General features: G+C 70.7%; 14 protein-coding genes. 13 read left to right on the plus strand and 1 reads right to left on the minus strand.

Annotated elements, in window-relative coordinates:
* Positions 1-54: 54 nt before the first annotated feature.
* On the minus strand, positions 55-555 hold the full coding sequence (gene bldD / locus ACFWUQ_RS28460; RefSeq protein WP_007263032.1) for a transcriptional regulator BldD: 501 nt from the start codon (positions 553-555) through the stop codon (positions 55-57).
* A 272-nt stretch (positions 556-827) separates the two neighbouring features.
* Here bldD and pyrR point away from each other — a divergent pair, with 272 nt between their 5' ends.
* The 13 genes from pyrR (at position 828) to metK (ending at position 15,234) form a co-directional block, all read left to right on the plus strand.
* Positions 828-1,421, plus strand: coding sequence for a bifunctional pyr operon transcriptional regulator/uracil phosphoribosyltransferase PyrR (gene pyrR / locus ACFWUQ_RS28465; RefSeq protein ID WP_384543720.1), 594 nt, complete (start codon positions 828-830; stop codon positions 1,419-1,421).
* A gap of 123 nt (positions 1,422-1,544) precedes the next feature.
* Positions 1,545-2,534: an aspartate carbamoyltransferase catalytic subunit gene (locus ACFWUQ_RS28470; RefSeq protein ID WP_384543722.1), complete on the plus strand. Its 990-nt coding sequence runs from the start codon at positions 1,545-1,547 to the stop codon at positions 2,532-2,534.
* A gap of 2 nt (positions 2,535-2,536) precedes the next feature.
* Entirely contained in the window at positions 2,537-3,823 is a 1,287-nt protein-coding gene (locus tag ACFWUQ_RS28475; protein WP_384543724.1) for a dihydroorotase, read from the plus strand.
* Positions 3,820-4,401, plus strand: a complete 582-nt coding sequence (locus tag ACFWUQ_RS28480) for a hypothetical protein (RefSeq protein WP_384543726.1) — start codon at positions 3,820-3,822, stop codon at positions 4,399-4,401. The genes ACFWUQ_RS28475 and ACFWUQ_RS28480 overlap by 4 nt, the downstream gene beginning before the upstream one ends.
* Positions 4,398-5,561, plus strand: a complete 1,164-nt coding sequence (gene carA / locus ACFWUQ_RS28485) for a glutamine-hydrolyzing carbamoyl-phosphate synthase small subunit (protein ID WP_384543728.1) — start codon at positions 4,398-4,400, stop codon at positions 5,559-5,561. Before ACFWUQ_RS28480 ends, carA begins: the two co-directional genes overlap by 4 nt.
* Complete coding sequence (gene carB / locus ACFWUQ_RS28490) at positions 5,554-8,862, plus strand: carbamoyl-phosphate synthase large subunit (RefSeq protein WP_384543730.1); 3,309 nt, start codon at positions 5,554-5,556, stop codon at positions 8,860-8,862. The genes carA and carB overlap by 8 nt, the downstream gene beginning before the upstream one ends.
* A gap of 100 nt (positions 8,863-8,962) precedes the next feature.
* A complete protein-coding gene (locus ACFWUQ_RS28495) occupies positions 8,963-10,072 on the plus strand; it encodes a quinone-dependent dihydroorotate dehydrogenase (protein WP_384543738.1) in 1,110 nt (369 codons plus the stop codon).
* A gap of 2 nt (positions 10,073-10,074) precedes the next feature.
* Positions 10,075-10,914: an orotidine-5'-phosphate decarboxylase gene (pyrF, locus tag ACFWUQ_RS28500; protein ID WP_384543740.1), complete on the plus strand. Its 840-nt coding sequence runs from the start codon at positions 10,075-10,077 to the stop codon at positions 10,912-10,914.
* A 298-nt stretch (positions 10,915-11,212) separates the two neighbouring features.
* Positions 11,213-11,536, plus strand: a complete 324-nt coding sequence (locus tag ACFWUQ_RS28505; RefSeq protein ID WP_030008746.1) for an integration host factor — start codon at positions 11,213-11,215, stop codon at positions 11,534-11,536.
* Positions 11,537-11,597: 61 nt separating this feature from the next.
* A complete protein-coding gene (gmk, locus tag ACFWUQ_RS28510) occupies positions 11,598-12,161 on the plus strand; it encodes a guanylate kinase (RefSeq protein WP_384543732.1) in 564 nt (187 codons plus the stop codon).
* A gap of 63 nt (positions 12,162-12,224) precedes the next feature.
* Positions 12,225-12,497 carry a DNA-directed RNA polymerase subunit omega gene (rpoZ, locus tag ACFWUQ_RS28515; protein WP_004948662.1) on the plus strand — a complete coding sequence of 91 codons (273 nt, stop codon included), beginning with the start codon at positions 12,225-12,227 and terminating at the stop codon, positions 12,495-12,497.
* Positions 12,498-12,615: 118 nt separating this feature from the next.
* Positions 12,616-13,830, plus strand: a complete 1,215-nt coding sequence (coaBC, locus tag ACFWUQ_RS28520) for a bifunctional phosphopantothenoylcysteine decarboxylase/phosphopantothenate--cysteine ligase CoaBC (protein WP_384543734.1) — start codon at positions 12,616-12,618, stop codon at positions 13,828-13,830.
* Between the two features lie 195 nt (positions 13,831-14,025).
* The gene (gene metK / locus ACFWUQ_RS28525) at positions 14,026-15,234 is read left to right on the plus strand and encodes a methionine adenosyltransferase (RefSeq protein ID WP_384543736.1); all 1,209 of its coding nucleotides are present in this window, start codon (positions 14,026-14,028) and stop codon (positions 15,232-15,234) included.
* Positions 15,235-15,300 lie beyond the last annotated feature (66 nt).

Consider the following 15,300-nt stretch of genomic DNA (forward strand, 5'->3'; position numbering starts at 1 on the left):
GTCCCCGGGGGACCGGCGCCACCGGTAACGTTTCTGCTGGTCCTGGGACCGGACTCAGATGTCCTCGTGGGCCACGGCGCGACGCGCGTCCGCGTCCAGGACGCCCCAGCTGATGAGCTGCTCGGTCAGGACCGAGGGCGACTGGTCGTAGATGACGGCGAGGGTGCGCAGGTCGTCCTGGCGGATCGACAGCACCTTGCCGTTGTAGTCGCCGCGCTGGCTCTGGATGGTGGCCGCGTACCGCTGGAGCGGGCCGGCCTTCTCCGCGGGCACGCCCGCCAGACGCTCCAGGTCGAGGCGCAGCTTCGGCGGCGGCTCGGCCGCTCCGCCGGGAGTCGTGCCCGGCAGCAGTTCCTGCACCGGCACCCCGTAGAAGTCCGCCAGCTCGGCGAGGCGCTGGACGGTCACGGCGCGGTCCCCGCGCTCGTAGGAACCGACCACCACGGCCTTCCACCGGCCCTGCGACTTCTCCTCGACACCGTGGAGGGAGAGGCCCTGCTGGGTGCGGATGGCGCGGAGCTTGGCCCCGAGCTGTTTGGCGTATTCGCTGGACATAACGCTCCCGGACGCTGTGACGCTGTGACGACATGGACAACGTGCGGCTCCGCCGCGCGGCTGGTAACTCACTGTGAGGTTACGCAGCGTTACTTGGATGCGTCAAGCCGAATGGCCCCCGCCACCCCTTCCCGAGCGGTCCCAGGAGCCCCGTGGGCGCCGCCGCGCCGACGGCCCGGTACGGCCGGCCGGAATCCCCCTGCTACCGTGGGAGGCGTACATCAGACGTCCTTTAAGGTCCGTCCCGTGAGGCGGAGAAGGAGGTCCTTTTCATGGACGCTCAGAACGCTGCCCCCGCGGCCGACCAGGCCGACGCCACGCGCCCCGTGCTGGAGGCGCAGGACATCGCCCGGGTCCTGACCCGCATCGCCCACGAGATCGTCGAACGCGCCAAGGGCGCCGACGACGTGGTGCTCCTCGGCATCCCCACCCGCGGTGTCCACCTCGCCCGCCGGCTGGCCGGCAAGCTCGAAGAGATCACCGGCAGCAGGATCCCGGTCGGCTCCCTCGACATCACCATGTACCGCGACGACCTGCGGATGAAGCCCGCCCGCGCGATCGGGCGCACCGAGATCCCCGGCGACGACCTCGACGGCCGCCTGGTCGTCCTCGTCGACGACGTGCTCTTCTCCGGCCGCACCATCCGCGCCGCGCTGGACGCCCTCGGCGACCTCGGGCGCCCGCGCGCCGTCCAGCTCGCCGTCCTCGTCGACCGGGGCCACCGCGAGCTGCCCATCCGCGCCGACTACGTCGGCAAGAACCTCCCCACGTCGCTGCGGGAGACCGTCAAGGTCCAGCTCCAGGAGGAGGACGGCCGTGACGCCGTGCTGCTCGGGCAGCGGACCGCCCAGGCAGCCGGGCAGTAGGTCCGCATCCGGCGCCGGGCCCCCACGGGGTCCGGGCGCAGGCCTGCCCTGCCCCCACCGCGCCCCTGCCTGCCCGTCCGCACGCCCGCCAGCCTGCCCGCCCCGACCTACGGAGCCCTCCAGATGAAGCGCCACCTCATCTCGGCCGCCGATCTCACGCGCGACGACGCCGTCCTGATCCTCGACACCGCCGAGGAGATGGCCCGCGTCGCGGACCGGCCGATCAAGAAGCTGCCCACCCTGCGCGGCCTGACCGTCGTCAACCTCTTCTTCGAGGACTCCACCCGCACCCGCATCTCCTTCGAGGCGGCCGCCAAGCGGCTGTCCGCGGACGTCATCAACTTCTCCGCCAAGGGCTCCTCCGTCTCCAAGGGCGAATCGCTGAAGGACACGGCGCTGACCCTGGAGGCCATGGGCGCGGACGCCGTCGTCATCCGCCACCACGCCTCCGGCGCCCCCTACCGCCTCGCGACCTCCGGCTGGATCGACTCCGCCGTCGTCAACGCGGGCGACGGCACGCACGAGCACCCCACCCAGGCCCTGCTGGACGCCTTCACCATGCGCCGCCGCCTCGTCGGCCGCGACGCCGGGCTCGGCAAGGACCTCGGCGGCCGCCGGATCACGATCGTGGGCGACGTCCTGCACAGCCGGGTGGCCCGCTCCAACGTGCAGCTGCTGCACACCCTCGGAGCCCAGGTCACGGTGGTGGCCCCGCCCACGCTGGTCCCGATCGGCGTCGAGAGCTGGCCCTGCGAGGTCTCGTACAACCTGGACGAGGTGCTGCCGAAGTCCGATGCGGTGATGATGCTGCGTGTGCAGCGCGAACGCATGAACGCCGCCTTCTTCCCGACCGAGCGCGAGTACTCCCGCCGGTACGGGCTCGACGGCGACCGGATGGCGAAGATGCCCGAGCACGCCATCGTGATGCACCCCGGCCCGATGAACCGGGGCATGGAGATCACCGCCCAGGTCGCCGACTCGGACCGCTGCACCGCCGTCGAGCAGGTCGCCAACGGCGTCTCCACCCGGATGGCCGTCCTGTACCTGCTGCTCGGAGGCTCCGAGCCCGCCGTCACCACCACCCCCGCCGCCCGTACCGAGGAGAGCAAGTAACCATGAGCAAGATCCTTATCCGTGGCGCGAAGGTCCTCGGCGGCGAGGCGCAGGACGTCCTGATCGACGGCGAGACCATCGCCGAGGTCGGTCGGAACCTGCCGGCGGACGGCGCCCGGGTGATCGAGGCCGAGGGCCAGATCCTCCTCCCCGGCCTCGTCGACCTCCACACCCACCTGCGCGAGCCCGGCCGCGAGGACTCCGAGACCGTCCTCACCGGCACCCGCGCCGCCGCCTCCGGTGGCTACACCGCCGTGTTCGCCATGGCGAACACCTTCCCGGTCGCCGACACCGCGGGCGTCGTCGAGCAGGTGTGGCGCCTCGGCAAGGAGTCCGGCTACTGCGACGTGCAGCCCATCGGCGCCGTCACCGTCGGCCTGGAGGGCAAGCAGCTCGCCGAGCTGGGCGCCATGCACGAGTCCGCCGCCCGCGTCACCGTCTTCTCCGACGACGGCAAGTGCGTGGACGACGCCGTGATCATGCGCCGGGCCCTGGAGTACGTGAAGGCCTTCGGCGGCGTCGTCGCCCAGCACGCCCAGGAGCCCCGGCTGACCGAGGGCGCCCAGATGAACGAGGGCGTCGTCTCCGCCGAGCTCGGTCTGGGCGGCTGGCCCGCCGTCGCCGAGGAGTCGATCATCGCCCGCGACGTCCTCCTCGCCGAGCACGTCGGCTCCCGCGTGCACATCTGCCACCTCTCCACGGCCGGCTCCGTCGAGATCGTCCGCTGGGCCAAGTCCCGCGGCATCGACGTCACCGCCGAGGTCACCCCGCACCACCTGCGCCTCACCGAGGAGCTCGTCCGCTCGTACAACGCGGTCTACAAGGTCAACCCGCCGCTGCGCACCGAGCGCGACGTGCTGGCCCTGCGCGAGGCGCTCGCCGACGGCACGATCGACATCGTCGCCACCGACCACGCCCCCCACCCGCACGAGGACAAGGACTGCGAGTGGGCCGCCGCCGCCATGGGCATGGTCGGCCTGGAGACCGCTCTGTCCGTGGTCCAGCAGACGATGGTGGAGACCGGACTGCTCGACTGGGCGGGCGTCGCCGAGCGGATGTCCTTCGCGCCGGCGCGCATCGGCGGCCTCGACCACCACGGCCGTCCCGTCTCGGCAGGTGAACCCGCGAACCTGACCTTGGTCGATACCTCGTACCGTGGTGTCGTGGACCCCGCACACTTCGCATCCCGCAGCCGCAACACGCCCTACGAGGGCCGTGAGCTGCCGGGGCGCGTCACTCACACCTTCCTGCGGGGCCGGGCAACGGTCGTGGACGGGACGCTGGCGTGACACCTGCAGTAATCCAACTGGCCGCCGAGGCCGCGGAACGACGGTCGGCGGAGGTGACGGACTGGGGCGCCCGCATGGCGTGGGTGATCGGTCTGCTCGTCTTCATCGCGTTCGTCTACTGGCTGATGCGGCAGGGCTGGAAATGGCGCGGCGCTCTGCAGAACGACCTGCCGGAGCTGCCCGCCGCCCCCGACGGCCTCCCCGAGCACCGGCTGGCCCTGACCGGCCGGTACCACGGGTCCACCACCGCCGGGCAGTGGCTCGACCGGATCGTCGCCCACGGCCTGGGCGTCCGCAGCCGGGTGGAGCTCACGCTCACCGACGCGGGCCTCGACGTGGTCCGTCCGGGTGCCAACGACTTCTTCGTACCGGCCGCGCAGCTGCGCGGCGCCCGCCTCGACAAGGGGATCGCGGGCAAGGTACTCACCGAGGGCGGTCTGCTCGTCGTCACCTGGGCGCACGGTGACAAGCTGATCGACTCCGGCTTCCGCTCCGACCGCGCGGCCGAGCACGCCGCCTGGGTCGAAGCCGTCAATCTCATGAACTCATCCATCACGACGGAAGGCGCCGAACGATGACGACCTCCACCAGGGGAGCAGCCAAAGCTCCCGCCGTACTCGTCCTGGAGGACGGGCGGATCTTCCGCGGCCGCGCTTACGGTGCCCTCGGGGAGACCTTCGGTGAGGCCGTGTTCTCCACCGGCATGACCGGCTACCAGGAGACCCTCACCGACCCGTCGTACCACCGCCAGGTCGTCGTGATGACCGCGCCGCACGTGGGCAACACCGGGATCAACGACGAGGACCCCGAGTCCTCCCGCATCTGGGTCGCCGGCTACGTGGTGCGCGACCCCGCGCGCGTCCCCTCCAACTGGCGCTCCCGGCGCTCGCTGGACGAGGAGCTCGTCGCACAGGGCGTCGTCGGCATCTGCGGCATCGACACCCGCGCCCTGACCCGCCACCTGCGCGAGCGCGGCGCCATGCGCGTCGGCATCTTCTCCGGTGAGGCCTGCGCCGGCGTCAGCGACGACGCCCTGCTGGCGCGCGTCCAGGAGGCCCCGCAGATGAAGGGCGCGAACCTCTCGGCGGAGGTCGCCACCAAGGAAGCGTACGTCGTCCCCGCGATCGGTGAGAAGAAGTTCACCGTGGCCGCCGTGGACCTCGGCATCAAGGGCATGACCCCGCACCGGATGGCCGAGCGCGGCATCGAGGTGCACGTACTGCCCGCCACGGCCACCGTCGAGGACGTCTACGCGGTCAACCCGGACGGCGTGTTCTTCTCCAACGGCCCGGGCGACCCCGCCACCGCCGACGGCCCCGTCGCCGTCATGCGCGGCGTCCTGGAGCGCAGGACCCCGCTCTTCGGCATCTGCTTCGGCAACCAGATCCTGGGCCGCGCGCTCGGCTTCGGCACCTACAAGCTGAAGTACGGCCACCGCGGCATCAACCAGCCGGTGCAGGACCGCACCACCGGCAAGGTCGAGGTCACCGCGCACAACCACGGCTTCGCCGTCGACGCGCCGCTCGACAAGGTCTCCGAGACCCCCTACGGCCGCGCCGAGGTCTCCCACGTCTGCCTGAACGACCAGGTCGTCGAGGGCCTGCGGCTGCTCGACCAGCCGGCCTTCAGCGTCCAGTACCACCCCGAGGCGGCCGCCGGCCCGCACGACGCCGCGTACCTCTTCGACCGTTTCACGTCTTTGATGGAAACCGCCCTGATGGAGGCCGATCGTGCCTAAGCGTTCCGATATCCAGTCCGTCCTGGTCATCGGCTCCGGCCCGATCGTCATCGGCCAGGCAGCCGAGTTCGACTACTCCGGTACCCAGGCCTGCCGCATCCTCAAGGCCGAGGGCCTGCGGGTCATCCTGGTGAACTCCAACCCCGCGACGATCATGACCGACCCGGAGATCGCCGACGCCACGTACGTCGAGCCGATCACCCCCGAGTTCGTCGAGAAGATCATCGCCAAGGAGCGCCCCGACGCGCTGCTCCCGACCCTGGGCGGCCAGACCGCGCTGAACACCGCCATCTCCATGCACGAGCAGGGTGTGCTGGAGAAGTACGGCGTCGAGCTGATCGGCGCCAACGTCGAGGCCATCAACAAGGGCGAGGACCGCGACCTCTTCAAGGGCGTCGTCGAGGCCGTCAAGGCCAAGATCGGCTACGGCGAGTCCGCGCGCTCGGTCATCTGCCACACGATGGACGACGTCATCGCGGGCGTCGACACCCTCGGCGGCTACCCGGTCGTCGTGCGCCCCTCCTTCACCATGGGCGGCGCCGGCTCCGGCTTCGCCCACAACGAGGACGAGCTGCGCCGCATCGCGGGCCAGGGCCTCACGCTCTCCCCGACCACCGAGGTGCTCCTGGAGGAGTCCATCCTCGGCTGGAAGGAGTACGAGCTGGAGCTGATGCGCGACACCAAGGACAACGTCGTCGTCGTCTGCTCCATCGAGAACTTCGACCCGATGGGCGTCCACACCGGCGACTCGATCACCGTCGCCCCGGCCATGACCCTCACCGACCGCGAGTACCAGCGGCTGCGCGACATCGGCATCGCGATCATCCGCGAGGTCGGCGTCGACACCGGCGGCTGCAACATCCAGTTCGCGATCGACCCCGCGGACGGCCGCGTCATCGTCATCGAGATGAACCCGCGCGTCTCCCGCTCCTCGGCGCTCGCGTCGAAGGCCACCGGCTTCCCGATCGCCAAGATCGCCGCCAAGCTGGCCATCGGGTACACCCTCGACGAGGTCCCCAACGACATCACCGAGAAGACCCCGGCGTCCTTCGAGCCGTCCCTCGACTACGTCGTCGTCAAGGCACCGCGCTTCGCCTTCGAGAAGTTCCCGCTCGCCGACTCCACCCTCACCACCACCATGAAGTCGGTGGGCGAGGCCATGGCGATCGGCCGCAACTTCACCGAGGCCCTCCAGAAGGCCCTGCGCTCCCTGGAGAAGAAGGGCTCGCAGTTCACCTTCGTCGGCGAGCCCGGCGACAAGGCCGAGCTCCTCGCCACGGCGGTGCGCCCCACCGACGGCCGCATCAACACCGTCATGCAGGCCATCCGCGCCGGCGCCTCCCAGGAAGAGGTCTTCGAGTCCACGAAGATCGACCCCTGGTTCGTCGACCAGCTCTTCCTCATCAAGGAGATCGCGGACGAGCTCGCCGCCGCCGACAAGCTCCACCCCGAGCTCCTCGCCGAGGCCAAGCGCCACGGCTTCTCCGACGCCCAGATCGCCGACATCCGCGGCCTGCGCGAGGACGTCGTCCGCGAGGTCCGGCACGCCCTCGGAGTCCGGCCGGTCTACAAGACGGTCGACACCTGCGCCGCCGAGTTCGCCGCGAAGACCCCGTACTTCTACTCCTCCTACGACGAGGAGTCCGAGGTCGCCCCGCGCGAGAAGCCCGCGGTCATCATCCTGGGCTCCGGCCCGAACCGCATCGGCCAGGGCATCGAGTTCGACTACTCCTGCGTCCACGCCTCCTTCGCGCTCAGCGACGCCGGCTACGAGACCGTGATGGTCAACTGCAACCCGGAGACCGTCTCCACCGACTACGACACCTCCGACCGCCTGTACTTCGAGCCGCTGACGCTCGAAGACGTGCTGGAGATCGTCCACGCGGAGACGCTGGCCGGCCCCATCGCCGGCGTCATCGTCCAGCTCGGCGGCCAGACCCCCCTCGGCCTCGCCCAGGCGCTCAAGGACAACGGCGTCCCCGTCGTCGGCACCTCGCCCGAGGCCATCCACGCCGCCGAGGACCGCGGCGCCTTCGGCCAGGTCCTCGCCGACGCCGGACTGCCCGCGCCCAAGCACGGCACCGCCACCACCTTCACGGGTGCGAAGGCCATCGCCGACGAGATCGGCTACCCGGTCCTGGTCCGCCCGTCCTACGTGCTCGGCGGCCGCGGCATGGAGATCGTCTACGACGAGACCCGGCTGGAGTCGTACATCGCCGAGTCCACCGAGATCTCCCCGACCCGCCCCGTGCTGGTCGACCGCTTCCTCGACGACGCGATCGAGATCGACGTCGACGCCCTCTACGACGGCACCGAGCTCTACCTCGGCGGCGTCATGGAGCACATCGAGGAAGCCGGCATCCACTCCGGCGACTCCGCGTGCGCGCTGCCCCCGATCACCCTCGGCGGCCACGACATCAAGCGGCTGCGCGCCTCCACCGAGGCCATCGCCAAGGGCGTCGGCGTCCGCGGCCTGATCAACATCCAGTTCGCGATGGCGGGCGACATCCTCTACGTCCTGGAGGCGAACCCGCGCGCCTCCCGGACCGTCCCCTTCACCTCGAAGGCCACGGCCGTCCCGCTCGCCAAGGCCGCCGCCCGCATCTCGCTCGGCACCACCATCGCCGAACTGCGCGCCGAGGGCCTGCTGCCGAAGACCGGCGACGGCGGCACCCTGCCGATCGACGCGCCGATCTCCGTCAAGGAGGCCGTCATGCCGTGGTCGCGCTTCCGCGACATCCACGGCCGGGGCGTCGACACGGTCCTCGGACCGGAGATGCGCTCCACCGGCGAGGTCATGGGCATCGACGCCCTCTTCGGCACGGCGTACGCCAAGTCGCAGGCCGGCGCCTACGGCCCGCTGCCGACCAAGGGCCGCGCCTTCATCTCCGTCGCCAACCGCGACAAGCGCTCGATGATCTTCCCGGCGCGCGAGCTCGTCGCCCACGGCTTCGAGCTGCTCGCCACCTCGGGCACCGCCGAGGTGCTGCGCCGCAACGGCATCAACGCCACCGTCGTCCGCAAGCTCAGCGAGGGCGAGGGCGCGGACGGCGAGAAGACCATCGTCCAGCTGATCCACGACGGCCAGGTCGACCTCATCGTCAACACCCCGTACGGGACCGGCGGCCGCCTCGACGGCTACGAGATCCGTACCGCGGCCGTGGCGCGCAGCGTCCCGTGCCTGACCACGGTCCAGGCGCTCGCCGCCGCCGTGCAGGGCATCGACGCGCTGAACCGCGGAGACGTGGGCGTGCGCTCGCTGCAGGAGCACGCGCAGCACCTCGACGCCGCCCGCGACTAGCAGCCCGTACAGCCCCGGACTCGGGAGAACGGGGGAGGGGGACACCGGTTTCACGACGGGTGTCCCCCTTTCCATGAGCGCAGAGGGATCCTTCACCACGATGTACAAACTCTTCTTCAACCTGGTCTTCAAGCGGATGGACCCGGAGCGGGCCCACTACACCGCCTTCCGCTGGATCCGCCTCACCGCCCGCACGCCGGTGCTGCGCACCTTCGCGGCGGCCTGGCTGGCCCCCCGCCACAAGGAGCTGCGCACCGAGGCCCTGGGCCTGCGCATGCACGGACCCTTCGGGCTCGCGGCGGGCTTCGACAAGAACGCCGTGGCGGTCGACGGCATGGCGATGCTCGGCTTCGACCACGTCGAGATCGGGACGGTCACGGCCGAGCCGCAGCCCGGCAACCCGAAGAAGCGCCTGTTCCGGCTGGTGCCGGACCGTGCGCTGATCAACCGGATGGGCTTCAACAACGAGGGCTCGGCGGCCGTCGCGCAGCGCCTGGCGTCCCGCCGCGCCGTCTTCCGGACCGTCGTGGGCGTCAACATCGGCAAGACGAAGGTCGTCCCGGAGGAGGAGGCGGTCGCCGACTACGTCGCCTCCACCGAGCGCCTCGCCCGCCACGCGGACTACCTGGTCGTGAACGTCTCCTCGCCGAACACCCCCGGGCTGCGCAACCTCCAGGCCACCGAGTCCCTGCGTCCGCTGCTGACGGCCGTACGAGAGGCCGCGGACCGGGTGGTCACCGACCGCCGGGTCCCGCTGCTGGTCAAGATCGCTCCCGATCTGGCCGACGAGGACATCGACGCGGTCGCCGACCTGGCGCTGGAGCTCGGCCTGGACGGGATCATCGCCACCAACACGACCATCGCCCGCGAGGGCCTCGGCCTCGTCTCCGACCCGTCCCTGGTCCAGGAGACCGGCGGGCTGTCCGGAGCACCCGTCAAGGAACGCTCCCTGGAGGTCCTGCGCCGCCTCCACGCCCGCGCGGGGGACCGGCTGGTCCTCGTCGGCGTCGGCGGCATCGAGAACGCCGAGGACGCCTGGCAGCGGATCCTGGCCGGCGCCACGCTGGTCCAGGGCTACAGCGCCTTCGTCTACGAGGGCCCGTGCTACGCCCGCGCCATCCACAAGGGCCTGGCCGCGCGCCTGGCCGCCAGCCCGTACGCGACGCTCGCCGAAGCGGTGGGCGCCGAGAACCGAGAGGCCGCGAAGTGACTGTGACCCCGTTCGGCACCCGCCTGCGCGAGGCGATGGACGCCCGCGGTCCGCTCTGCGTGGGCATCGACCCGCACGCCGCGCTGCTGGCGCAGTGGGGCCTGGCGGACGACATCGCGGGCCTGGAGAGCTTCTCGCGGACCGTCGTGGAGGCCCTCGCCGACCAGGTGGCGGTCCTCAAGCCGCAGGCCGCCTTCTTCGAGCGCTTCGGCTCCCGGGGCGTCGCGGTGCTGGAGCGGACGGTGGCGGACGCGCGGGCGGCCGGCACGCTGGTCCTGATGGACGCCAAGCGCGGCGACATCGGCTCGACCATGGCCGCCTACGCCTCGGCCTTCCTGGACCCGGCCTCGCCACTCTTCTCGGACGCGCTGACGGTCTCCCCGTACCTGGGCTACGGCTCGCTGAAGCCGGCCGTCGACCTGGCGCGGGAGTCGGGGGCGGGCCTGTTCGTCCTGGCCCTCACCTCGAACCCGGAGGGCGCCGAGGTCCAGCGGGCGGTACGGGAGGACGGCCGCACGATCGGCGCGACGATGCTGGCGCACCTCGCCGCCGAGAACGAGGGCGCCGACCCGATGGGCTCCTTCGGCGCGGTGGTCGGCGCCACGCTGGGCGACCTGTCCTCCTTCGACCTGGACATCAACGGGCCGCTGCTGGCCCCCGGCATCGGCGCGCAGGGCGCGACGGCGGCGGACCTGCCGGCCGTGTTCGGCGAGGCGGTCCACCAGGTGGTGCCGAACGTGTCGCGCGGCGTCCTGAAGCACGGTCCGGACGTCACGGCGCTGCGCGCGTCCGCACGGCAGTTCGCGGACGAGATCCGCGCGGCCGTTTCCGCCCGGCGGTGAGCCGATCCGGGCGCTTCCCCGCCCGCGTCGGGCCTGCCCCTCGCACTGCCTGACGAAATTCGAACGTCTTTCACCGGACAAAACCGGGGTATTTTGTCCGTGATGTACGGTTCAGTGGAGGCTGACCAGGACTTTTAGTCCGTTCTCGCTGACTGGAGCGGTGATGGCCGCTAGTCTCCGAGCAGAGTGAACGAGCAGCGAGCGAATTGCATCGCTGTTCGGGACCTCGCCTGGTGTGGTGCCTTTGGGTTCCCCACCGGTCCGTATCCGACAGTTCGACATCCGAGGTGACGTAGGCGTGGCTCTTCCGCCCCTTACCCCTGAACAGCGCGCAGCCGCGCTCGAAAAGGCCGCCGCGGCTCGCCGGGAGCGGGCCGAGGTGAAGAATCGACTCAAGCACTCCGGCGCCTCCCTCCAAGAGGTCATCAAGACGGGCCAGGAGAACGACGTCATCGGCAAGATGAAGGTCTCCGCCCTGCTGGAGTCCCTGCCCGGCGTGGGCAAGGTCCGTGCCAAGCAGATCATGGAGCGTCTCGGCATCTCCGAGTCCCGACGTGTCCGAGGTCTCGGTTCCAACCAGATCGCCTCTCTGGAGCGCGAGTTCGGCAGCACCGGCGCCTGAGGCGTCGCCTGAAGTTCTCCCGGCGTTCCCGGGCATGCCCGGGAGGCTGGATAATCGCTCTATGGCAGCAGAGGTTCGTCCGCGGCTGACCGTGCTCTCCGGCCCCTCAGGGGTCGGCAAGAGCACGGTCGTCGCGCATATGCGCAAGGTCCACCCTGAGGTTTGGCTCTCGGTGTCGGCCACCACCCGCAAGCCGCGGCCCGGTGAGCGACACGGAGTCCACTACTTCTTCGTCTCCGACGACGAGTTCGACAAGCTGATCGCCAACGGCGAGCTGCTGGAGTGGGCCGAGTTCGCGGGCAACCGCTACGGCACACCGCGCGGCGCGGTACTGGAACGCCTGGAGAACGGCGAGCCGGTCCTGCTGGAGATCGACCTGCAGGGCGCACGACTCGTACGCGAGTCCATGCCCGAGGCCCAACTGGTCTTCCTGGCCCCGCCGAGCTGGGACGAGCTGGTCCGCCGGCTCACGGGCCGCGGCACCGAATCGGCGGAGGTCATCGAGCGCAGGCTCGCCACCGCCAAGATCGAACTCGCTGCCGAGTCGGAGTTCGACACCACCCTGGTCAACACCTCCGTCGAGGACGTGGCGCGCGAGCTGCTAGCCTTGATGGAAGTTGTCTGATCGTTGAACGTATTTTCTCCTCGTTCAATGCCTGATCTTTCACCCATCTTCGGAAGGTAGAGCGTGTCCTCTTCCATCACTGCGCCCGAGGGCATCATCAACCCGCCGATCGACGAGCTGCTTGAGGCCACGGACTCGAAGTACAGCCTCGTGATCTACGCGGCCAAGCGCGCGCGTCAGATCAACGCGTACTACTCCCAGCTCGGCGAAGGCCTGCTGGAGTACGTGGGCCCGCTGGTGGACACCCACGTCCACGAGAAGCCCCTTTCGATCGCGCTGCGCGAGATCAACGCGGGTCTGCTGACCTCCGAGGCCATCGAGGCCCCGGCTCAGTAAGGCACGGGAATTCCTTTCACCACAGGCCCGGCAGAACATCTGCCGGGCCTGTGGTGTGTCATGGGTAGGTACGGCGACCGGTGCCGAGGGCGCCGGTCGGGTCGAAGGGGAGTGCGCGGTGGGTAAGCCGAAGGTCGTCCTGGGAGTGAGCGGCGGGATCGCCGCCTACAAGGCGTGCGAGCTGCTGCGCCGGCTGACCGAGTCCGGCCACGACGTACGGGTGGTGCCCACCGCGGCGTCCCTGAACTTCGTGGGCGAGGCCACCTGGGCCGCCCTGTCCGGCAACCCGGCCTCCACCGAGGTGTGGGAGACCGTCCACGAGGTGCCGCACGTGCGCATCGGGCAGTCAGCCGATCTCGTCGTCGTCGCCCCCGCCACCGCCGACATGCTGGCCAGGGCCGCCCACGGGCTGGCCGACGACCTGCTCACGAACACCCTGCTCACGGCCCGCTGCCCGGTGGTCTTCGCACCCGCCATGCATACCGAGATGTGGGAGCACCCCGCCACCCAGGAGAACGTGGCCACGCTGCGCCGCCGCGGAGCCGTGGTCGTCGAGCCCGCCGTGGGCCGCCTCACCGGCAAGGACACGGGCAAGGGGCGGCTGCCCGACCCCGAGGAGATCTTCGAGGTGTGCCGGCACGTCCTGGCCCGCGGGGCCGCCGGGGCGGACCTCTCCGGGCGGCGCGTGGTGATCAGCGCGGGCGGGACCCGGGAGCCGCTGGACCCCGTCCGCTTCCTGGGCAACCGCTCCTCCGGCAAGCAGGGCTACGCCCTGGCCCGTACCGCCGTCGCGCGCGGCGCCCGGGTCACCCTGGTGGCCGCGAACACCGCCCTGGCCGATCCCGCCGGCGTCGACGTCGTCCGGGTGGGGACGGCCCTTGAGCTGCGGGAGGCGGTGCTCGGGGCGGCCGCCGGGGCCGACGCCGTGGTGATGGCCGCGGCCGTGGCGGACTTCCGGCCCGCCGAGTACGCCGACGGCAAGATCAAGAAGAAGGACGGGGAGGACCCGGCCCCGGTCGCCCTCGTGCGCAACCCCGACGTCCTCGCGGAGATCTCGGCCGACCGTGGGCGGGACGGCCAGATCGTGGTGGGATTCGCCGCCGAGACCGACGACGTCCTCGCCAACGGGCGGGCCAAGCTCCGCCGCAAGGGCTGCGACCTCCTCGTGGTCAACGAGGTCGGTGCCACGAAGACCTTCGGTTCGGAGGAGAACGAGGCCGTGATTCTCACCTCCAGCGGGTCGGAGATCCAAGTCCCCTACGGTCCGAAGGAATCGCTGGCGGACCAGATCTGGGACCAGGTGGGGCTCCTGCTGGCGCCGCGACGCGCCTGAGTGAGATCCCTTCTCCTGGGCACACGCGTGGGTCAGAATGGAGTGGCGCAGGTCACGCGGCTCCCATAAGGCGAGACGGGTGGTCCGACAGACGGTGGCGACCGATAAACTGCACTCGGAACGTGATCGGGCGCAGCCCCCGGTGTGGTTCCGCCAAATGATCAGCCAGCAGCCGCTGCAACCCCAGGGAGCGATGTGTCCCGCCGCCTCTTCACCTCGGAGTCCGTGACCGAGGGCCACCCCGACAAGATCGCTGACCAGATCAGCGACACGATCCTCGACGCACTCCTCACCGAGGACCCGACCTCGCGCGTGGCCGTGGAGACCCTCATCACCACCGGTCTCGTGCACATCGCGGGAGAGGTGACGACGAAGGCCTACGCCCCGATCGCTCAGCTCGTCCGCGACAAGATCCTCGAAATCGGCTACGACTCCTCGAAGAAGGGCTTCGACGGCGCCTCCTGCGGCGTGTCGGTGTCCATCGGCGCGCAGTCCCCCGACATCGCACAGGGTGTCGACACGGCCTACGAGAAGCGGGTCGAGGGCGACGAGGACGAGCTCGACAAGCAGGGCGCCGGCGACCAGGGCCTGATGTTCGGCTACGCCTGCGACGAGACCCCCGAGCTCATGCCGCTCCCCATCCACCTGGCCCACCGGCTCTCCCGCCGGCTGTCCGAGGTCCGCAAGAACGGGACCATCCCGTACCTGCGCCCCGACGGCAAGACCCAGGTCACCATCGAGTACGACGGCGACAAGGCCGTGCGCCTGGACACCGTCGTGGTCTCCTCGCAGCACGCGTCGGACATCGACCTGGACTCGCTGCTCGCGCCCGACATCCGCGAGTTCGTCGTCGAGCACGTGCTGGCCCAGCTCATCGAGGACGGCATCAAGCTGGACACCGAGGGCTACCGCCTGCTCGTGAACCCGACCGGCCGCTTCGAGATCGGCGGCCCCATGGGCGACGCCGGCCTCACCGGCCGCAAGATCATCATCGACACCTACGGCGGCATGGCCCGCCACGGTGGCGGCGCCTTCTCGGGCAAGGACCCGTCCAAGGTCGACCGCAGCGCCGCGTACGCGATGCGCTGGGTCGCCAAGAACGTGGTCGCCGCCGGCCTCGCCTCGCGCTGCGAGGTCCAGGTCGCGTACGCGATCGGCAAGGCCGAGCCGGTGGGCCTGTTCGTCGAGACCTTCGGCACCGCCAAGGTGGACGTGCAGCGGATCGAGGACGCGATCGGCGAGGTGTTCGACCTCCGCCCGGCCGCGATCATCCGCGACCTGGACCTGCTGCGTCCGATCTACGCCCAGACCGCCGCCTACGGCCACTTCGGCCGCGAGCTGCCGGACTTCACCTGGGAGCGCACCGACCGCGTGGACGCGCTGCGCGCGGCCGCCGGTCTCTGAGACCTCTCGCTGAGAGCGTCTTCGCGGTGAGTGTCGTGGACGGCCCCGGACCCTGTGGTCCGGGGC

Source organism: Streptomyces sp. NPDC058662 (assembly GCF_042716255.1).
Lineage (GTDB): Bacteria > Actinomycetota > Actinomycetes > Streptomycetales > Streptomycetaceae > Streptomyces.